The sequence below is a fragment of the Chitinophaga qingshengii genome, from assembly GCF_014529935.1.
In the GTDB taxonomy this organism is placed as follows: Bacteria; Bacteroidota; Bacteroidia; order Chitinophagales; family Chitinophagaceae; genus Chitinophaga; species Chitinophaga qingshengii.
In genome coordinates this window covers 1047347-1067956 of the sequence record NZ_JACVFC010000002.1, presented here as the reverse complement: position 1 = coordinate 1067956, position 20610 = coordinate 1047347, and the positions used below count along the sequence as shown (strand labels likewise).

Annotated in this window: 22 protein-coding genes; 19 read left to right on the top strand and 3 right to left on the bottom strand. The window is 48.7% G+C overall.

Going from position 1 to position 20610, the window contains the following annotated elements:
- Positions 1-2: 2 nt before the first annotated feature.
- Positions 3-1034, top strand: coding sequence for a GntR family transcriptional regulator (locus tag ICL07_RS19675; protein ID WP_188089724.1), 1032 nt, complete (start codon positions 3-5; stop codon positions 1032-1034).
- Positions 1035-1184: 150 nt separating this feature from the next.
- On the opposite strand, the gene ICL07_RS19670 is transcribed toward ICL07_RS19675, so the two are convergent.
- The 3 genes from ICL07_RS19670 to ICL07_RS19660 are packed head-to-tail and all read right to left on the bottom strand — an operon-like array spanning position 1185 to position 2851.
- The gene (locus tag ICL07_RS19670) at positions 1185-1934 is read right to left on the bottom strand and encodes an SOS response-associated peptidase (RefSeq protein WP_188089723.1); all 750 of its coding nucleotides are present in this window, start codon (positions 1932-1934) and stop codon (positions 1185-1187) included.
- Complete coding sequence (locus ICL07_RS19665; RefSeq protein ID WP_188089722.1) at positions 1934-2425, bottom strand: hypothetical protein; 492 nt, start codon at positions 2423-2425, stop codon at positions 1934-1936. Before ICL07_RS19665 ends, ICL07_RS19670 begins: the two co-directional genes overlap by 1 nt.
- Positions 2426-2431: 6 nt before the next feature.
- Complete coding sequence (locus ICL07_RS19660; RefSeq protein ID WP_188089721.1) at positions 2432-2851, bottom strand: LexA family protein; 420 nt, start codon at positions 2849-2851, stop codon at positions 2432-2434.
- A 404-nt stretch (positions 2852-3255) separates the two neighbouring features.
- Between ICL07_RS19660 and hisG the strand changes: the two genes are divergently transcribed.
- The 18 genes from hisG (at position 3256) to ICL07_RS19570 (ending at position 20604) form a co-directional block, all read left to right on the top strand.
- Entirely contained in the window at positions 3256-4110 is an 855-nt protein-coding gene (hisG, locus tag ICL07_RS19655) for an ATP phosphoribosyltransferase (RefSeq protein ID WP_188089720.1), read from the top strand.
- A gap of 18 nt (positions 4111-4128) precedes the next feature.
- Positions 4129-5388, top strand: coding sequence for a histidinol dehydrogenase (gene hisD / locus ICL07_RS19650; protein ID WP_188089719.1), 1260 nt, complete (start codon positions 4129-4131; stop codon positions 5386-5388).
- 25 nt (positions 5389-5413) lie between these two features.
- A complete protein-coding gene (gene hisC, locus ICL07_RS19645) occupies positions 5414-6490 on the top strand; it encodes a histidinol-phosphate transaminase (RefSeq protein WP_188089718.1) in 1077 nt (358 codons plus the stop codon).
- The gene (gene hisB / locus ICL07_RS19640) at positions 6487-7623 is read left to right on the top strand and encodes a bifunctional histidinol-phosphatase/imidazoleglycerol-phosphate dehydratase HisB (protein WP_188089717.1); all 1137 of its coding nucleotides are present in this window, start codon (positions 6487-6489) and stop codon (positions 7621-7623) included. Before hisC ends, hisB begins: the two co-directional genes overlap by 4 nt.
- A 257-nt stretch (positions 7624-7880) precedes the next feature.
- Entirely contained in the window at positions 7881-9293 is a 1413-nt protein-coding gene (locus ICL07_RS19635) for an anthranilate synthase component I family protein (RefSeq protein WP_188089716.1), read from the top strand.
- Position 9294: 1 nt separating this feature from the next.
- Positions 9295-9864 carry an anthranilate synthase component II gene (locus ICL07_RS19630; protein ID WP_188089715.1) on the top strand — a complete coding sequence of 190 codons (570 nt, stop codon included), beginning with the start codon at positions 9295-9297 and terminating at the stop codon, positions 9862-9864.
- Positions 9865-9918: 54 nt separating this feature from the next.
- Positions 9919-10911, top strand: coding sequence for an anthranilate phosphoribosyltransferase (gene trpD / locus ICL07_RS19625; RefSeq protein WP_188089714.1), 993 nt, complete (start codon positions 9919-9921; stop codon positions 10909-10911).
- A 5-nt stretch (positions 10912-10916) separates the two neighbouring features.
- Positions 10917-11717, top strand: a complete 801-nt coding sequence (trpC, locus tag ICL07_RS19620) for an indole-3-glycerol phosphate synthase TrpC (protein WP_188089713.1) — start codon at positions 10917-10919, stop codon at positions 11715-11717.
- A gap of 7 nt (positions 11718-11724) precedes the next feature.
- Complete coding sequence (locus ICL07_RS19615) at positions 11725-12363, top strand: phosphoribosylanthranilate isomerase (protein WP_188089712.1); 639 nt, start codon at positions 11725-11727, stop codon at positions 12361-12363.
- A gap of 13 nt (positions 12364-12376) precedes the next feature.
- Positions 12377-13585, top strand: a complete 1209-nt coding sequence (gene trpB, locus ICL07_RS19610) for a tryptophan synthase subunit beta (RefSeq protein ID WP_188089711.1) — start codon at positions 12377-12379, stop codon at positions 13583-13585.
- Between the two features lie 8 nt (positions 13586-13593).
- Positions 13594-14367 (top strand): tryptophan synthase subunit alpha, encoded by a 774-nt coding sequence (gene trpA, locus ICL07_RS19605; protein ID WP_188089710.1) that lies wholly within the window; start codon positions 13594-13596, stop codon positions 14365-14367.
- Positions 14368-14369: 2 nt separating this feature from the next.
- A complete protein-coding gene (gene hisH / locus ICL07_RS19600; protein WP_188089709.1) occupies positions 14370-14963 on the top strand; it encodes an imidazole glycerol phosphate synthase subunit HisH in 594 nt (197 codons plus the stop codon).
- Between the two features lies 1 nt (position 14964).
- On the top strand, positions 14965-16104 hold the full coding sequence (gene hisA / locus ICL07_RS19595; protein WP_188089708.1) for a 1-(5-phosphoribosyl)-5-[(5-phosphoribosylamino)methylideneamino]imidazole-4-carboxamide isomerase: 1140 nt from the start codon (positions 14965-14967) through the stop codon (positions 16102-16104).
- A gap of 12 nt (positions 16105-16116) precedes the next feature.
- On the top strand, positions 16117-16872 hold the full coding sequence (gene hisF / locus ICL07_RS19590) for an imidazole glycerol phosphate synthase subunit HisF (protein WP_188089707.1): 756 nt from the start codon (positions 16117-16119) through the stop codon (positions 16870-16872).
- A gap of 21 nt (positions 16873-16893) precedes the next feature.
- A complete protein-coding gene (gene hisIE / locus ICL07_RS19585) occupies positions 16894-17487 on the top strand; it encodes a bifunctional phosphoribosyl-AMP cyclohydrolase/phosphoribosyl-ATP diphosphatase HisIE (RefSeq protein ID WP_188089706.1) in 594 nt (197 codons plus the stop codon).
- Between the two features lie 157 nt (positions 17488-17644).
- On the top strand, positions 17645-18727 hold the full coding sequence (locus ICL07_RS19580) for a TlpA disulfide reductase family protein (RefSeq protein ID WP_246485094.1): 1083 nt from the start codon (positions 17645-17647) through the stop codon (positions 18725-18727).
- Between the two features lie 74 nt (positions 18728-18801).
- Positions 18802-19941: a TlpA disulfide reductase family protein gene (locus tag ICL07_RS19575; protein ID WP_188089705.1), complete on the top strand. Its 1140-nt coding sequence runs from the start codon at positions 18802-18804 to the stop codon at positions 19939-19941.
- Between the two features lie 300 nt (positions 19942-20241).
- A complete protein-coding gene (locus tag ICL07_RS19570; RefSeq protein WP_188089704.1) occupies positions 20242-20604 on the top strand; it encodes a BlaI/MecI/CopY family transcriptional regulator in 363 nt (120 codons plus the stop codon).
- The last annotated feature ends 6 nt before the right edge of the window (positions 20605-20610 follow it).

Sequence of the window (20610 nt, the reverse complement as noted above, 5' to 3'; positions counted from 1 at the left end):
TTATGAAAGCACCCAGATTGATAGACCTGATTGTCATCGACGAATATTCAGCCACGCCGAAATACCTGCAGCTGGCCAATTCCATCCTGAAAGGGTTGGAGAACGGTCAAATCAAACCTGCGGATGTTCTGCCTTCTATCAATGAGCTGAGCTTTGAACTGGATATCTCCCGGGATACGGCGGAGAAAGGATACCGTTACCTGAAAAAGACCGGTGTGCTGGGCTCCGTACCGGGCAAAGGGTATTTTATTCCGGACAGTGAAGTCCCAGCTATTCCCCGTATTTTCCTGCTGTTCAATAAACTGAGCGCACATAAAAAAATTGTGTATGATGCATTCATCACCGCATTGGGCGATCAGGTGGCGGTGGATTTTTATATCTACAACAATGACTATGCACTGTTCAAAAAACTGCTGACCAATAAAAGAGAAGATTATTCCTACTATGTGATCATCCCTCATTTTACAGAAAGAGGGGAGAAGGCGCACGCCATCATCAACACATTACCTAAAGACAAACTGGTGATCCTTGATAAAAAGGTAGATGGTATCACCGGCGATTTTGGAGCGGTGTACGAAAATTTTGAGGAAGATATTTACCATGCGTTGCGTGAAGCCAGGCCTGCATTGAGTAAATACCATACGCTAAAGATCATCTTCCCGGATGATTGTTATATCCCTTCAGAACTATTGACAGGTTTTATCCGTTTCTGTCAGGATTACGCTTTTTCCTACAAAATATTACACGACGCACAGGATGAACCGATACAGGAAGGGGAGGTATATATTACGCTGATGGAAGACGACCTGGTAAAACTGATTGAAAGAATCAATACCAAAGGGTTGATGGTAGGGCAACAGGTGGGTGTGATTTCCTACAATGAAACACCGTTGAAACGTATTATCCTGAATGGTATCACCACTATCTCCACTGATTTTCAGAAGATGGGGGAACTGGCAGCCCAACTGGTGCTGGAGCGTTCCGTAGCCCATATGGAAGTACCTTTTAAACTTCGTTTAAGAGCCTCGCTTTGATTTACGGATTTTGGAATTTGAAATGCAGCGGAGATTGATGTTTGTTAAGTTAAATTTAAAAATTTAGAAAATGTAACGAAAATTACATGATATAACATGTTCTCCGCTGCATTTCAAATTCCAAAATCCGTAAATCAAAAAATCCGTAAATCAAACAACCGGCGGCAGGTTATCATATTCCACCCGCGCAATCACACTTTCATCGTCCGGTTTAACTTTACGGACAGAATTGACCGGCCAGTATTCCAGCTGTGGCGCCGGGTATTCATACTGTATAATTTGACGTATATCCGTATCTGTTAGGTCCTTTTTAACCCATTGCAGGGCCAGTTCATCTGATAACATCAGTGGCATTCTGCCGGCATTGTCGCCGCCGTTATGTATCTGTTGCATCACCGGATTGGCAGCACGGGTGAGTAATGTGAAGGTGGGGATACGTTCAGGTTTATCCACATCCCAGGAGTTGGAGTAGGCCCATAGTCCGGCGATAAAGAAAATATCCTGCTCACGGGAATGGATATAGTAAGCTACTTTGTTTTTCCAACCGGGTATCTGGCGGTATTCAAAGAAACCGGTCACCGGTACCAGGCAGCGCTGATGACGGATAGCGTTCCACATGGTGCCGCTTTCCGGTACTTTTTCGCTGCGGGCATTGAGGTACATTTGCCTTTGCCGTTTTACTTTCTCCGCGGTATCCAGCAGTTTGGGGATGGGCCCCCAGGTATACCGGTCCACCTGCAAACCGTTGTTGTCCACAATGACGGGCCACAGCGGAAAAGACATACCAATTTTATGGTGGGTAGCTGCAAAGTCAAAGTCCAGGTTGCCGGCTGTCTGAAGCAGCGGTACCCGCTTCAGGATCTTTTGCAGGTTGGCATTCAGCGCGATATCGTAACACATTATTTGTAGTAGCTTTCTATTGCCGGTAAAGGTACTTTTATTTCTTCATCTCCATATTGCAGGGAGAGATATAATTCCCCGTAATGCAGGGCATATTGCAGGTGGATATGTTCCGGCGGCCAGGCTGTATATTGGCTGATATAACGTCGTATATGCAGCGTTAACGCCGGGTCCGGAGTCTGGTGTTCCGGATCAATCAGGGCGACGTATATTTTATAGCCTGCCGGCTGTGAAGCTGCCTGGTAAAGTTTCTCCACTTCTTCCGGGTGGAAGGACTGGTAAATATACTTGCGCCGGTCGAACCGGATATGCTGAAAATGAGCGTTGGCGCTGGCAATGTCTTTATAGGGCGTCAATAAAAACGCTTCGCGGACATGGGTGTCGGCGGTGGAAATGCCCGCCGGATAAGATTGTCGGACGAATATTTTATATCCTTCCTGTTGCAGTGCGGATAACAGCGCTGCAGATAATAACGTTAACGGATGATGCATAATGGTCTATTTACGCATGTCCATAATCACTGCCGTTACAATGCCCCATACCTGGAAATCCGCGTCTTCCGGGATCACTACCGGTTTGTAAAACGGATTTTCGGAATGTAATACCCAGTTACGCCCGGCTTTTACCAGCCGTTTGATAATAAATTCACCGTTAAAAGTGCCTACAATAATATCTCCGGTGGAAGGGCGGGCCGATCGGTCCACCACGGCCAGGCTGCCGTCCGGAATATGCGCTTCGCTCATACCGTCGCCTTTTACCCGTACGATCAGGGTGTGACGTGCATCCGTAGAAAAAATACGGGAAAGATCAATGTTTTCCTGTTCGTTGCCCAGGGCAGGTGAGGGAAGACCCGCAGAAATACTGGTATCAAAATATGGCAGGGTCATGTTAGGCTCACTCCACTTCAATGCTTCCATACAACTATCGCTTTAAATGAATACTAATATTATTAGCAAAATAACGCTAAATAATTTAGTTTAAAAAATCCGTTAACAGATCGTTTGCAAAGCGCAGAAGGCCTGTGGATGGCTAATGAACAGCAAATCAACCGGATGGGGAAAAGCAGTGCTAAAACAGGCGCAGTGGAAATTTTTTAGCTGGCCTGAAAATTAAATGGTGATTAACAAAAAAATAAGTTTGATTTCCCGATTTACTTATTATTTTTGTACCCGACATTATGATTATCAACGTACATATCCATCATCACCATCATTCTTACCGCACAGGTAGGCTGGGATGATAATGTGTATACTTTAACATATTAGATTCATCTTCAAGGGGCTTACCACACGGTAAGCCCCTTTTTTATTTTTTACACACCATGAAACTAAAGATCGCCATCCAGAAATCCGGCCGCCTGCACGATGATTCCATCAAATTGCTGAAGGAATGCGGCATCGACATCAATAATGGTGTCAACAAACTGAAAACGGAAGCCAGTAACTTCCCACTGGAAGTGTTTTTCCTCCGTGATGATGATATTCCGCAATATATTGAAGATGGGGTGGCGGATATTGGTATCGTAGGCGAAAACGTCGTCCTGGAAAAGAAAAAACAGGTCAATGTCGTGGAGAAACTGGGCTTCGGTAAATGCCGCCTGTCCATGGCAGTGCCCAAATCCATGGAATACACCACGGTAAAGGATCTGGAGAATACCCGCATCGCTACCAGCTACCCGGTAATTGTACAGGAATTCCTGCAACGCAATAATATTAAAGCGGAAATTCACGAGATCAGCGGCTCCGTGGAAATAGCCCCCGGTATTGGTCTCGCAGATGCTATCTGCGACCTCGTTAGCAGCGGTTCTACACTTTTTATGAACGGCCTCAAGGAAGTGGAAACGGTGCTCAAATCTGAAGCGGTGCTCGCTGCCTGCCACAACCTGCAGCCTGCCCAGCAACAGCTGCTCGACAAACTGGTGTTCCGCATCCAGGCAGTAAAAAGAGCTAAAAACACCAAATACATCCTGCTCAACGCACCCAATGAAAAACTCAATGAAATCATTGGACTGCTGCCCGGCATGAAAAGCCCTACAGTACTGCCGCTGGCACAGGAAGGATGGAGCTCTGTTCACTCTGTACTCAATGAAAATGATTTCTGGGACATCATCGAAAGCCTGAAAGCCGCCGGTGCACAGGGTATCCTGGTAGTGCCCATCGAAAAAATGGTGATCTGATAACAAGAAGCGACAAACATGCAAACGATAAAATTTCCCGATAAAGCTACCTGGAACACACTGCTGCAACGCCCGGTGATGGATACCACTGCGCTGGAAGCTAAAGTGGAAGCCATTCTCCGCGATGTGCGCGATAACGGCGACCAGGCGGTGAAAAAATATGCGGCCGAATTTGATAAGGTACAGCTGACTGACCTGGAGGTGAAACCGGAAGCTTTCGCTGCGGCGGAAGCAGCCCTGGAACCTGCGCTGAAAGCGGCTATCCAACAGGCGGCACAAAACATCACTACTTTCCACAAAGCACAACAGGAAAAAACACAGGTCGTCGAAACCATGCCCGGTGTACAATGCTGGCGCAAACCAGTGGGCATAGAAAAGGTAGGATTGTATATTCCGGGGGGCTCTGCGCCTTTGTTCTCTACCATCCTGATGCTGGGTATCCCTGCTACCATCGCAGGTTGTAAGGAGATCGTACTTTGTACGCCTTCGCTGCACCCGGCTATCCTGTATACGGCTCAACTGGTGGGCATCTCCCGGGTATTTACCATCGGCGGCGTGCAGGCTATCGGTGCGATGGCTTATGGTACGGAAACGGTACCCAAAGTATATAAAATCTTCGGTCCGGGTAACCGGTACGTTACCTGTGCTAAACAACTCGTCAACAAAAGAGGCGTCGCCATCGATATGCCGGCTGGTCCTTCAGAAGTGGCGGTGCTGGCGGATGACAGCTGCGTGCCTGATTTTGTGGCGGCGGACCTGCTTTCACAGGCGGAACACGGTCCGGATAGCCAGGTGGTACTGGTGACTACCAGTGAAAAAGTGCTCGCCGATGTGGAAAAAGCCCTGCAGGCGCAGCTGGATAAACTGCCCCGCAAATCTATTGCTACGGCAGCGCTGGATAACAGCAAGATGATACTGGTACCCGATATCGATACGGCGATGGACATGCTCAACGCTTATGCGCCGGAACACCTGATCCTGGCCTGTCGTAACGAGCTCAACGTGGCGGATAAGGTCATCAATGCGGGTTCTGTATTCCTGGGTAACTATACGCCGGAAAGCGCGGGTGACTACGCTTCGGGCACCAACCATACGCTGCCGACCAACGGCTATGCTACGGCCTATAGTGGCGTATCTTTGGATAGCTTCGTGAAGAAAATCACCTTCCAGCAAATCAGTGCACAAGGACTGCAGCAGATTGGTCCCACTATTGAAGCCATGGCTGCCGCGGAAGGACTGGATGCACATAAAAACGCTGTCGCCGTCAGACTTCAATAATCAAATATCCAAATATCAAAATATCATGTTTAATCTCGAATCCCTGCTCAGGGAAAATATAAAAAGACTGGTACCTTATTCCTCTGCCAGGGATGAGTTTAAAGGACAGGCTTCCGTATTCCTGGATGCCAACGAAAACAGCTTCGGTTCGCCGTTGCCGGTTAACTATAACCGCTACCCCGATCCGATGCAGTGGCCGTTGAAATACAAACTGGCCGATATCAAAGGCGTACCGCCGCAGAATATCTTCCTCGGCAACGGCAGCGATGAACCCATTGATTTGCTGTACCGTGCTTTCTGCAATCCCGGTGGCCGTGATAACGTGGTGCTTTGCCCGCCTACCTACGGTATGTATGAAGTAAGCGCCCACATCAACGATGTAACCATCCGCAAAGTGAGCCTCACGCCCGATTTCCAGCTGGACCTCGAAGCACTGCAACAGGCGGTGGATGAAAATACCAAACTGATATTCATTTGCTCTCCGAACAATCCTACCGGCAATTCTATCAACCGGGAAGATGTGGAATTGCTGCTGAATAATTTTGATGGTATTGTGGTGGTGGATGAAGCCTATATTAATTTCTCCCGTCAGAAGTCTTTTATCCAGGAGCTGACAGAGTACCCGAACCTCGTGGTGCTGCAAACCCTGTCCAAAGCATGGGGACTGGCAGGACTTCGCGTAGGCATGGCTTTCGCCGGAGAGGATATCATCAACGTGTTCAATAAGGTGAAACCTCCCTATAATATCGGGCAGGCTACGCAGGACCTGGCTTTGCAGGCGCTGAACAATATAGCGCAGGTGAACGAATGGATACGTGATATCGTGGTGGAGCGTGATCTGCTTTCTGCCGGCCTGGAAAAGCTGCCGCAGGTGCTGAACGTATACCCCAGCGATGCCAACTTCATACTGGTACAAACCACCGATGCCAAAGGTATTTATCAATACCTGACGGAAAAGGGTATAGTAGTGCGTGACCGCTCCAAAGTAGAACTCTGCATGGGCTGCCTCCGTATCACCGTGGGCACGCCGGAGGAAAACGTGCAACTCCTCGATGCTTTAAAATCTTTTATTCCGAAAACTGAAACACCGGTATCTGCATGAAACGAGTGCTCTTTATAGACCGCGATGGTACGCTTATCAAGGAAGTGCCGCCAACCTACCAGATCGACAGCCTGGACAAAGTGGAGTTTTATCCCAAAGTATTTGTAAACATGGCCCGCATCGCTGCGGAGCTGGACTATGAGTTGGTGATGGTGACCAACCAGGACGGCCTGGGTACGGCATCTTTCCCGGAAGATACTTTCTGGCCTGCGCAGAATATGATCATGAAAGCCTTTGAAAACGAAGGCGTGAATTTCAGTGAAGTATTCATCGACCGTTCTTTCCCGGCTGATAATGCCCCTACGCGCAAGCCTGGTACCGGTATGCTCACCCGCTTCTTTTCTGACGGATATGATCTGGCCAACTCTTTTGTGATCGGTGACCGTATCACCGATGTGCAACTAGCCAAGAATTTAGGCGCTAAAGCTATCTGGCTCAACGAAGGTACCGGCCTCGGTGGCGCAGAGATCAATGAGACTGCACAGGCGCTGGCTTCGGTGATCGCGCTGGAGTCTACCGACTGGAACCGCATCTATGAATTCCTGAAACTGGGCCTTAGAACGGTAACGCATCTACGAAAAACAAATGAAACCGATATTACCATTAACCTGAATCTGGATGGCAGTGGTAAAGCAGATATTCGCACCGGTTTAGGTTTTTTTGATCATATGCTGGATCAGATTGCCCGCCATGGTTCCATCGATTTAAGTATCGTCGCGAAAGGTGACCTGCATATTGATGAGCACCACACCATTGAAGACACCGGTATTGCACTGGGGGAAGCCATTGCCAAAGGATTGGGCGACAAACGCGGGATAGAACGCTACGGCTTCTGCCTGCCGATGGATGACTGCCTGGCGCAGGTGGGCATCGACTTTGGTGGCCGTAACTGGCTGGTATGGGATGCGGAATTTAAACGGGAGAAGATAGGAGAGATGCCTACCGAAATGTTCTTCCACTTCTTTAAGTCTTTCTCAGATGGCGCGAAGGCAAATTTGAACATTAAAGCAGAAGGCCAGAATGAACATCATAAGATAGAGGCGATCTTTAAAAGTTTCGCTAAAGCCATACGGATGGCGGTAAAACGTAATCCGTATAATATGCAGCTGCCAAGCACCAAGGGTATGTTATAGGGTAAATCATCAGCGGTTGCCCGGCGGGAAAAAAAAATTTGCATTTGTTATAAAAATGTTCCAATTTTGTCTCGCTATGAAAAATATCATGACAAATAAATATTGGTGGTGGCACGGAATCAAATCCTGATCTGTGTTACAGTGCCATGTTTCGTCTGAAATATACTTGGAAAGGCTCGCTGTTACACAGCGGGCCTTTCGGCTTTTTCGGCGTCTCCATTTTTTAACAAATAGCAATCACTTTCACCCTGAATATCATGCGTACCATTCAAGTAAAAACAAGATCCAAACAGATGCTGGCGGACATTTTCACGCCAGTAGGCATCTATCTGCGGTTGCGCGACAAGTTTCCCGGCTCTATCCTCCTGGAAAGCACCGATTACCGCGCCAGCGAAAACAGCTACTCCTATATCTGCATCAAACCTATTGCAGGCATCGAAGTGACTTCTACCAGCCACTTTGAATTCAAATACCCCAATCTGCCGGTGGAAAAGAAGGAGCTGAAAGACAAACAAAAAGTACTGGACGAACTGCAGAAGTTCCTGGGCACTTTCTCCTTCAACGCCGATAACCCGGTGCCCCTGGCCCAAACGCTTTTCGGTTACAGCACTTTTGATGCAGTACAGTTCTTCGAAACACTGGAATTCAATAAAAATAAAAAAGGCGGTAACGCGGAAATACCCCTGATGCGGTACCGGTTTTACCAATATGTGATCGCCATCAACCACTTCAAAGATGAACTGTACATCTGCGAAAACCAGATAGAAGGCCTCGATAGTGAGTTTGACCTGGTAGAATCACTCATCCGCCACAAAGATTCCCCCGGCTATCCATTTGCCACCACCGGAGAGGAAACCAGTAACATGACAGACGCGGAGTATATGCAGATGGTGGAACAAGGCAAACAACACTGTTTCCGCGGTGATGTTTTCCAGGTGGTCCTCTCCCGCGCTTTCCAACGGTCCTTCTCCGGCGACGAATTCAACGTATACCGCGCCCTCCGCTCTATCAACCCTTCTCCTTACCTCTTCTTCTTCGATTACGGCGATTATAAATTAATGGGTTCTTCTCCGGAAGCACAAATCGTGATCAAAGACGGCGTGGCCGCTATACACCCGATCGCAGGCACTTTCCGCCGTACCGGCGATGACCGGCAGGATAAAGTACTGGCTGATAAACTACTGCAGGACCCTAAAGAAAATGCAGAACACGTTATGCTGGTGGACCTTGCCCGTAATGACCTCAGCAGAAACGCCACCAACGTGGAAGTGTCTACCTACCGCCAGGTACAGTACTATTCACATGTGATCCACCTGGTGAGCGAAGTAAAAGGACAGGTAGATCCGGCCACGAATCCTTTCGACTTGCTGGCCTCTTCTTTCCCGGCAGGCACACTCTCCGGAGCGCCCAAGTATCGCGCTATGCAGATCATTGACCAGCTGGAACCTACTTCCCGCGGCTTCTACGGCGGCTGTATTGGTTGGGTGGGCTTTAATGGCAACTTTAACCACGCTATTATGATCCGCTCTATGCTCAGTAAAATGAACACCCTTTACTATCAGGCCGGAGCCGGTGTAGTGGCGAAGTCGGTAGCTTCTTCCGAACTGGAGGAAGTAGGCAATAAACTCAATGCATTAAAACAAGCCATCCTGCTGGCACAAAAAATCTGACATGAACATCCTCGTTTTCGATAATTACGACTCTTTTACCTATAACCTCGTTCACCTCGTGGAAAAGCTGGTCAACGGCAAAGTAACCGTTGTCCGCAACGATGAAATTCCCCTGGAAAAAGTGAACGACTATGATAAGATCATCCTGTCGCCAGGTCCCGGTATTCCGGAGGAAGCCGGCCTGCTGTTGCCGCTGATCAAAGAATATGCGCCTTCCAAATCCATTTTCGGGGTATGCCTGGGCTTACAAGCCATCGGACAGGCTTTCGGTGGTTCGCTGACCAACCTCAGTGAAGTATACCACGGCGTAGCGACCAGCGTGAAAATTGTATCTGATGCAGGACGCCTCTTTAATGGCCTGCCCCGCGAGATACAGGCTGGCCGTTATCACTCCTGGGTGATAGACAAAGCCACCCTCCCGGCAGAACTCACCCTCACTGCGGAAGATGAGGAAGGTTTTATCATGGCCCTGCAACATAACAAATACGATGTAAGCGGCGTACAGTTCCACCCGGAAAGTGTACTCACGCCACAGGGAGAACAGATATTGAAAAACTGGCTGGCAATATAATACCACCGCCGTTTTTCACCTTCTCTTTGCTCATTTTAAATACATCAATCTGGTATGAAAAAGATACTTAACTACCTGTTCGAACATAAAACCTTCACCCGTGAAGGCGCGAAAGATATCCTGATTAACATCTCCAAAGGCATGTACAATGAAAGTGAACTTGCTGCTTTCATGACCGTGTTCCTTATGCGCAGCATCACCATCGATGAGCTGCTGGGCTTCCGTGACGCCCTCCTGGAGCTGTGTATCCCTGTAAAACTGAACGGCTACGATGTACTGGATATCGTAGGTACCGGCGGGGATGCAAAAAATACCTTTAATATTTCTACCTTGTCGTGCTTTATCGTGGCCGGCGCCGGTGGTAAAGTGGCTAAACACGGCAACTATGGCGTGTCTTCCATCAGCGGCGCTTCCAATCTCATGGAGCTGGTAGGCTACAAGTTCAAAGCCGACGACGCCAAACTCCGTACAGAACTGGAAGAAGCAGGCCTCTGTTTTCTGCACGCTCCGCTGTTTCATCCGGCCCTCAAAAATGTGGCCGGCATCCGCCGCGAACTGGGTATCCGTACGTTCTTTAATATGCTCGGCCCCCTGGTAAACCCGGCTTTCGCCCAGCACCAGCTGATTGGCGTATACAGCCTGGAAATGGCACGCGTATACAATTACCTGTTCCAGCAAACCGATAAGAAGTTTGTCATTGTACACAGTCTCGATGGTTATGATGAAATTTCCCTGACGGCTGATACCAAAGTCATCACCAACGCCGGGGAACAGGACTGGACACCGGAACAGCTCGGCAAACGTAAAGTACATCCGGAAGATATCTACGGCGGTAACACGGTGGAAGAAGCTGCGAAAATCTTTATGAAAATACTCAAAGGGGAAGGCACCTGGGCGCAAAACTCGGTCGTACTGGCCAACGCCGCCATGGGCCTTTATAGCCTCGGCAAACACAACTCTTATGAAGATGCATTTGCTGCTGCCGTGGAATCCCTGGAATCGGGTAATGCCCATAAAGCATTCAAAAAACTGATTGAACTACAATAAGGCTGATGAAAAACATATTAGCAGAAATAGTCGCCCATAAACAGGTGGAAGTAGCGGCCCGCAAACTACAACGCAGTGCAGCAGAGCTGCAGCAAACGTCTATGTTTGAACGCGAGCCGCTCTCGCTCCGCAGCTTCCTGCAACACCCGGAAAAAACCGGTATCATCGCAGAATTCAAACGGCGCTCCCCCTCTAAAGGGCTCATCAACGGCGAGGTAACGGTGCAACAGGTCACTACGGCCTATACCCGCTATGGCGCCTCCGGCCTCTCCGTACTAACCGACGAAAAATATTTCGGCGGCTCGTCCGACGACCTGCAACAGGCCCGCAGCTTCAACCAGATACCCATTTTGCGCAAGGATTTTGTGATCGATGAATACCAGATACTCGAAGCCAAAGCTATTGGCGCCGATGTGATCCTGCTTATCGCGGAATGCCTGGACGCTGCACAGGTAGCGCACCTCGCACAGTTTGCCCACAACCTGGGCCTGGAAGTACTGCTGGAAGTGCATAGCGAAGCACAACTGGAAAAGGTAACGGACCATACCCACCTCGTAGGGGTCAACAACCGCGACCTGATCACTTTCCAGGTGGATTTTAACCGCTCCTGTGAACTGGCGCCGAAAATACCGGCAGATAAAATAAAGGTGGCAGAAAGCGGTATCAACGACCCTGCGGCGATTGTAACACTCAAAGCAGCCGGCTTCGAAGGTTTCCTGATCGGCGAACATTTTATGCGCCAGGAAGATCCTGCCCGTGCTTTTGAAAACTTTGTACAAACATTAAACGATCTGCAGGCTAAATAATCTCATTATGCGTATTAAAGTTTGCGGTATAACCAGGGTAGCAGATCTGCAAGGGCTGACCAATAACCAGGTGGATTACGCGGGATTTATCTTTTATGAAAAGTCACCCCGTTTTGCGGCCAATAAGATGGATGCCCGTACTGTACGGGAAACAACGGGTATCCGCAAGGTAGGCGTATTTGTGAATGCTACGGCCGAACAGATACGACGCACCGTAGCAGACTATGCGCTGGACCTCGTACAACTGCACGGTGATGAAACGCCGGTCTTCTGCGCAGCCATCCGGGAAACAGTACCGGTGATCAAAGCTTTTCGTATAGGCAACGACGTGAGCTGGGAAACGTTAGCGCCTTATGTACCGGCAACGGATTATTTCCTGTTCGATACAGCCTCTGTAAAAGGTTATGGTGGTACCGGCGAACGGTTCAACTGGGAACTGCTGCAGCAATATCCGTTTGAGCATCCGTTCCTGCTGAGTGGCGGCATCGCCCCGGAAGATGTGGATATCATCCGCGAACTGCAACTGCCCGCGCTCTTTGCCGTAGACATCAACAGCAAATTTGAAGACGCGCCAGGCATCAAAAACCTGCAAAAAGTAAAACAGTTTGTAGACGGGATGCGCTTCAATAATCAAATAACCCAATAAAAAAATATTTGTCATGGACATTGCAATTGACACCAGCAAATCCAGATATCAGGTAGATAAGAATGGCTATTATGGCAGGTTTGGTGGCGCTTATGTTCCCGAGATGCTGTTCCCCAACGTGGATGAACTGCAACGGAAATATATGGAAGTGCTCAGCGACCCTTCTTTTCAACAGGAATTTGAATCCCTGCTGCGGGATTATGTAGGCCGCCCTTCTCCGCTGTATTTTGCTAAACGCCTGTCTGAAAAATACAAGGCGAAAATCTACCTCAAAAGAGAAGACCTGAACCATACCGGCGCCCATAAGATAAACAACACCATCGGGCAAATCCTGCTGGCAAAACGCCTGGGCAAAAGCCGTATCATCGCGGAAACCGGCGCCGGTCAGCACGGGGTGGCTACCGCCACTGTTTGTGCGCTGATGGGCATGGAATGCGTGGTATACATGGGTAGCATCGACATCGAAAGACAAGCGCCCAACGTGTCCCGCATGAAAATGCTGGGAGCTACCGTAGTAGCGGCCACCAGCGGCAGTCAAACCTTAAAAGACGCTACCAACGAAGCGATCCGCGACTGGATCAACAACCCGGTAGATACGCATTATATCCTCGGTACCGCTGCCGGTCCGCATCCTTATCCTGATATGGTGGCCCGCCTCCAGTCTGTGATCAGCGAAGAAATCCGCAAACAGTTGCTGGAAAAAACCGGCAGCGAACTGCCTGACTACGTAGTTGCCTGCATTGGTGGCGGTAGTAACGCAGCAGGCGCTTTCTTCCACTACCTGGATGAAGACGCCGTAAAGCTGGTCGCCGTAGAAGCCGGTGGTAAAGGGGTACACAGCGGTCACTCTGCTGCTACTACCCAACTGGGTAAAATAGGTATCATCCACGCTGCTAAAACATTGCTCATGCAAACAGAAGACGGCCAGATCACCGAGCCTTATTCTATCTCCGCCGGACTGGACTATCCCGGTATCGGGCCCATGCACGCACACCTGTATGAAACAGGCCGCGCCATGTTCCTCGACGCTACCGATGAAGAAGCCCTGGCCGCCGGTTATGAGCTGAGCAAACTGGAAGGTATTATTCCCGCCATGGAATCAGCCCATGCGCTGGCTAAACTGAAAGACATCCCCTTCAATGCTGATGATGTAGTGGTGGTATGCCTTTCCGGCCGTGGTGATAAAGACCTGAATACCTATATCCGTCACATGAATAAATAAATTGGAGTATGCAAAACCGTATTGACCAATTGTTTGCTGCCAAACAACATGGCGTTTTGAATATATATTGCACTGCCGGTTTCCCGGAACTCAACGACACCCTGCCGGTGATGACGGCCCTGCAACAACATGGCGCAGACCTCATAGAGCTGGGCATGCCTTTCTCCGATCCGCTGGCCGATGGCCCCGTGATCCAGGATAGCGGTACCCGCGCGCTGAAAAATGGTATGAGCCTGCATAAACTCTTTGAACAACTGGATGGTTTCAGAGATCGTATACACGTTCCCGTTATCCTCATGGGTTATTTAAATCCTGTGTTGCTGTACGGCGTGGAAGCCTTTGTGAAAAAATGTGCGGAAGTAGGCGTGGATGGCATTATCCTGCCGGACCTGCCCATGGCGGAATACGAAGCAGACTATAAAGCGGTGTTTGAAAAATATAATGTACACCTTATTTTCCTGGTAACGCCGGAAACCACCGAGGCCCGTATTCATAAACTGGATAGTCTCAGCAAAGGTTTCCTGTATGCCGTGTCTTCGTCTTCCACTACCGGTAAAGACAAAGACATGTCTCACCAGCAGGCTTATTTCGAGCGTTTGCAGCAACTGAAACTGCAAAACCCGGTGCTCATTGGATTTGGGATTAAAGACAAAGCCACTTTCGACACCGCCTGCCGTTATACCAACGGCGCTATTATCGGTACGGCTTTTATCAAAGCAATTGAACAAAGCAAGGATATTGACAGTTCAGTTCGTACTTTTATCGGCGCTATCAAAAACTGATTATGAAAACAGCCATCATAAAATACAATGCCGGTAATATCCGCTCCGTACAGTTTGCGCTGGAACGTTTAGGCGTGAACGGTATCGTAACGGACAACCCGGAAGAAATCATGTCGGCCGACAGGGTAATTTTCCCGGGAGTAGGCGAAGCCAGCACGGCCATGCAGTATCTGAAGGAACGTAAGCTGGACCAGCTGATTGCCGGCCTGAAACAGCCTGTCCTGGGCATTTGCCTGGGTATGCAGCTGTTATGCCGCCATTCGGAAGAAAACGATACAACCTGTATCGGTGTTTTTGACCTGGAGGTAAAACGTTTCACTTCTCCGGTGGAAAACCTGCTGAAAATACCGCAGATAGGCTGGAACAATATTACCGGTTTACACAGCGTAATGTTTGAACATGTACCGGAGAATTCCTACATGTACTTTGTGCATAGCTATTATGCAGCGCTGGGCGCTGATACCGTAGCCATCACCAACTATGTGATCAACTACAGTGCGGCCCTGCAGAAAGATAATTTTTACGCGGTGCAGTTCCACCCGGAAAAATCGGCGGAACACGGCTCCCGTATCATTGAAAACTTTTTGAATTTATAGGATGCAAATCAGAAGGATTAGTGCAGATGATACCTTACAGTTGCGCCGGGATGTATTGTATCCGCAGGCATCGCTGGAAGCTGTAAAGGTAGATCATGATGCTGACGGCCTGCACTTCGGCGTGTTCGAAGGTGGGCAGTTGCTCACAGTCGTATCCCTGTTCCCCGGAAAAAGCGAGGCCCAGTTCCGCAAACTGGCCACCCTGCCTGCTGCCCAGGGGAAAGGCTATGGGAAAGCCATCCTGGCGCACCTGTCAGACATCTGCCGGAAAGAAAATATCAAACTCCTCTGGTGCAACGCCCGTGACACGGCAGTATCTTTTTACGAGCGCCTCGGGTATACCACCCGGGGCAATTATTTTATAAAAGACGGTATTAATTTCATCCGCATGGAAATAGCATTAACGCCACCGGCAGCCAAACGTTTTGAGGTGATTCCCGCTATCGATATCATCGGTGGTAAATGTGTACGCCTCACGCAGGGCGACTACAACCAGCAAAAGGTGTACAACGAACATCCGCTGGAAGTGGCCAAAGAGTTTGAAGCGCTGGGCGTTCGCCGCCTTCACCTGGTAGATCTCGACGGTGCCAAAAAAGGCGCCGTGGTAAACTGGAAAGTGCTGGAGAATATCGCCGGTAAAACATCCCTGGTAACAGATTTTGGCGGCGGTATCAAAACTGACAAGGACCTGGATATCGTATATGAATGTGGAGCGGCGCTGGCTACTATCGGCAGCATGGCGGTGAAATCGCCGGAACTGTTTTTCAGCTGGGTACAACGTTACGGGGCCGATAAAATTTTCCTCGGCGCTGATGTGAAAGACGAAAAGATCGCGGTAGGCGGATGGCTGGAAACCACCGGCCTGTCTGTCTTCGATTTCCTGGCTTCCAATGTGGAGAAAGGGGTGCAACATATCTTCTGTACCGATATCGCAAAGGACGGCCTGTTGGCAGGCCCTTCCATCGATCTCTATAAAAAAATACTGGGAGAGTTCCCCCATATTAACTTTGTAGCCAGCGGTGGTGTGAGCAATATCGGGGATGTGGCTGCACTGCAGGAAATAGGTTGCCATGGCGTCATCATCGGCAAAGCGATCTACGAAGGAAAAATATCAACGGCGGAATTAAAATCATTCCTCTAAAACATTGACTGTATGCTGACCAAACGTATCATACCCTGTCTGGATATCAAAGACGGCCGTACCGTGAAAGGTATTAATTTTGAAAATATCCGGGATGCAGGCGATCCCATTGAACTGGGTGCGCTATATGCCTCCCAGGGCGCAGATGAACTGGTGTTCCTGGATATAACGGCAACGAATGAACGAAGAAAAACACTGGCCGAACTGGTGACCCGTATTGCCCGGCATGTGAACATTCCGTTTACCGTAGGCGGCGGCATCGCCGAAGTAGAGGATGTGAACGTACTGCTGCAATCCGGTGCAGATAAGATCTCTGTGAATACGGCTGCATTTAAAAATCCCGGCCTGGTAGACACCCTGGCCCGGGAGTTTGGCAGTCAGTGTATCGTGCTGGCTATTGACACCCGTTTTGAAGATGGTGACTGGTACGTATACCTGAACGGTGGCCGGGTAAAAACAGACCGCAAAGCATTTGACTGGGCCAAAGAAGCGGTGGACCGTGGCGCGGGAGAGATCCTGCTTACCTCCATGAATAACGACGGTACCAAACAGGGCTTTGCACAGGATATTACCGGTCAACTGGCGCAAAACCTGCATGTGCCGGTAATCGCTTCCGGCGGCGCCGGTACCATGGAACATTTTGTGGAGGTATTTGAAAACGCACAGGCCGATGCGGCCCTGGCTGCCAGCATCTTCCACTATAAAGAAATTGAAATACCGGCGCTTAAAACCTTCCTGTACGGAAAAGGTGTGAATGTTCGGTTTTAACCATCGTTGAAATTGCTAATCATGCAGATAGATTTTGAAAAATCGGCCGATGGCCTGGTTCCGGCCATCATCCAGGATGCCGCTACCGGCAAGGTGCTGATGCTCGGTTACATGAACCGCGAAGCACTGGACAAAACCCTGGCTGACAACAAAGTAACCTTCTACAGCCGTTCTAAAAAACGCCTGTGGACAAAAGGAGAGGAGAGTGGTAACTTCCTGCTGTTGCAGGACCTGAAAGTAGACTGTGATTCTGATACCATCCTCATCAAGGCTAATCCCGTAGGACCGGTATGCCATACCGGCGCAGATACCTGCTGGAATGAAGTCAACACCAGCAACGATTTCCTGGCACGTCTCGAAAGCATTATCACCGACCGGAAAAACAATCCTTCCGATAAATCCTATACGTCCCAGCTCTTTACCAGGGGAATCAACAAAGTAGCGCAGAAAGTAGGAGAGGAAGCCGTGGAAGTAGTGATCGAAGCCAAAGACGATAATGACGAGCTATTTCTCAATGAATCGGCCGATCTGTTGTTTCACTACCTGGTACTCTTGCAGGCTAAAGGTTTTACCCTGGCAGACGTTATAAAGGTGTTAAAAGAAAGACATAAATAACAGCCTCCAGGCTGCTGTGAATAGCGAATTATCAACGGAGTACGGGGAATATACATGGTGTTTTTTGTGTATATTTAGTGCGCTGTTCGTAATTCGCTTTTCGTATTTTGTATTTGTTGTAAATTACGGCCCTACTAATTAATTAAAATAAATTATAATGAAAGGAATTTTCCTGTTAGCCGCGGGTGCTTTGTTATCTGCAAGTGTTTATGCCCAGCAGGTGTCCGGTATTGTGAAAGGAGCAAATGGCAAGAAAATATACCTGTTCGACGACCAGGACAATAACCCGGATGACTCCGTGACCATCCAAAACGAGCAGTTCACCTTCAAGGTAAAAGCTGGTAAGGAACCGTCTGTATACGCGCTGATTTTACAGGATGTGAATTATCCCATGCTGTTTGTCTCCGGTGGTGAACCGATTCATTTCACCACCGCTACTACCACTTATCCACTGGCGTCTGCCGTAAAGGGAAACGACAATACCGTTGCGATGCAGGCGTACCAGAAAGCCTTTGATCCGTTGATTAAAAGGGCGCAGGACCTCAATCAGGAAGCCCGCGAGATTCATCCGGAAGACGAGCCGGCGAAGAAAGCTTTCCGCAATAAAGCGGATAAGTTCAACCAGGATATCGTTAAAACCGGTACGGAATTTATCAAAACACATCCTAAAAGTCTTGCCAGCATCTGGCTGATGATGAATGAGCTGCGTTCCCGCGTGGAGCCGGCTGAATTCCAGCAGCTGTTTAATTCCCTCGACAAATCTGTCCAGGAAAGCGCTTATGGCAACAGTGTTACCGCCTACATAAAAAGCCTGAAAGCCAATGCCCTGAATATTCCTGCGGATGATTTTTCCCAGGAAGATGAAAAGGGTAACCCGGTAAAACTTTCTTCTTTCAGAGGGAAATATGTGCTGGTGGACTTCTGGGCCAGCTGGTGCGGTCCCTGCAGGCAGGAAAATCCCAATGTTGTAAAAGCTTATAACAAGTATAAAAGTAAAAACTTCACCATCCTGGGCGTATCCCTCGATAACGACCGGGAACGCTGGCTGCGGGCCGTTAAGCAGGATGGGCTTGCCTGGACACAGGTGTCTGATCTGAGAGGCTGGGGCAATGAAGTAGCGGTGCAGTACGGTATACAATCCATCCCTGCGAACATGTTGATCGGCCCCGATGGCACTATCATCGCCCGAAACCTGCGGGGAGAAGAACTGGAACAAAAGCTCCAGGAAATCCTGAAATAGCCGCTTATCAAAATCAGGTTGACAATACGCGCCTGATTCATCAAATTTGTTATTCGTTCAAAAATTAAAAACCAATGAAGAAATATGTTGTAGGGATCGCCCTACTGATGCCAGCTGTAGCGTTGTCCGCCCAGGATAAAAAGGCGGGTGCAGGCAAACCGTTCACTATCCAGGGAACTATTTCCCAGCAGCAAAAGCCAGCCACCATCTTCCTGAGAATGCGTAAGGGCGGTGAATGGGTTACCGACAGTGCACAAATAAAAGATGGTAAATTCACCCTTTCCGGTAGCCTGGAAGAGCCGTTACTGGCTAGTCTCATGCTGGTACAACGCAGTGGTGAAAAACCGATGTCTATGGGCCGGGATATGCTGGCCGTATTTCTGGATAAAGGTACCATCGTAGTAACCACTACCGATTCCATCAGCAAGGCCAGTGTAAGTGGTTCCCGTGCCAACGAAGATTATAAAAAGCTGCAGGAACAACTGAAAGATGTGAACGAAAAAGGCGCCGCGCTGCAGCAGCAGTACCGCGAACTTGCCAAAAATAAAGACGAAGAAGGGCTGAAAAAACTGGATGCTTCCTTCGACGCACTGGACGCTGAAGAGAAAAAAATCGAAAACGACTTTTTCGCTAAAAACACCGGCTCTCCTATCGCACTGTATGTGCTGAACCAGGTAGCTGGCTATGATGTCAAACCAGACGAAGTAACTCCCCTGTTTAAAAAACTGGGCAAGGAAGCAAAAAACTCTCCTTCCGGTAAAGAGTTCGCCAAACGCCTGGAATCTGCCCGCAAAACAGCGGTAGGTCAATCTGCTATCGAGTTTGCACAAGCCGATGCCAACGGTAAAGATATCAACCTCTCTTCCTTCCGTGGAAAATATGTACTGGTTGATTTCTGGGCCAGCTGGTGCGGTCCCTGCCGTGCTGAAAACCCGAACGTGGTAAAAGCATATGGCAAATTCAAAGACAAAGGTTTTGAAATCCTGGGTGTTTCCCTCGATGATAAAAAAGACAAATGGCTGGCTGCTGTAGAAGCCGACAAACTCACCTGGACACATGTTTCCGACCTGAAAGGCTGGAAAAATGCAGCTGCTGAACTGTACGGCGTACGCGCCATCCCGCAGAACGTGCTGATCGATCCCAAAGGAAAGATCGTCGCTAAAAACCTGCGCGGCGAAGACCTCGAAAAGAAATTAGCTGAGGTATTGCCTTAATGCATCAGAAGGTTTAAAACAAAGTATAGCAAGGGCTGGCCGGTTGGTCAGCCCTTTGTATTTTGGATACGGGTATCGATACACGAAGCCCAGGAGATACGGTTAGATCATTTATTTGCCCGGACACCCCAAACAATGCCTGAATCGCAACGAGCCATTCCTTTTAAGCCAATCCTTTTTTATTTTATATTGATAATTAACTACTTACGGGCTAAATTTTCCTTCTTCCAAAAAAATATTTCTTTAGTTACGAAACTTTCGTAGATTTACGAAACATTCGTAGATAACAAATAGCACTATATGGAAAAGCTCACACAACAGGAGGAAGCAGCGATGCTCTCGATATGGAAAACAGGGAAGGGGTTTGTGAAAGATTTTCTGGAGAATCACCCTGCACCGGCGCCGCCGTACACTACCCTGGCATCCACCATCAAAAACCTGGAGAAAAAAGGATACCTGGAAAGCCGTAAGGTGGGTAACGTATATGAATATACGCCGGTGATAGAGGAGGTGACCTATAAAAACAAATTCATGAGTGGTTTTGTGAAGGATTACTTTGAAAACTCCTACAAGGAGTTGGTGTCCTTTTTCGCAAAGGAGAAAAAAATCAGCCCGGATGAATTAAAAGAGATCATTAAGATGATCGAAAATGGTAACAAATAAAAACCG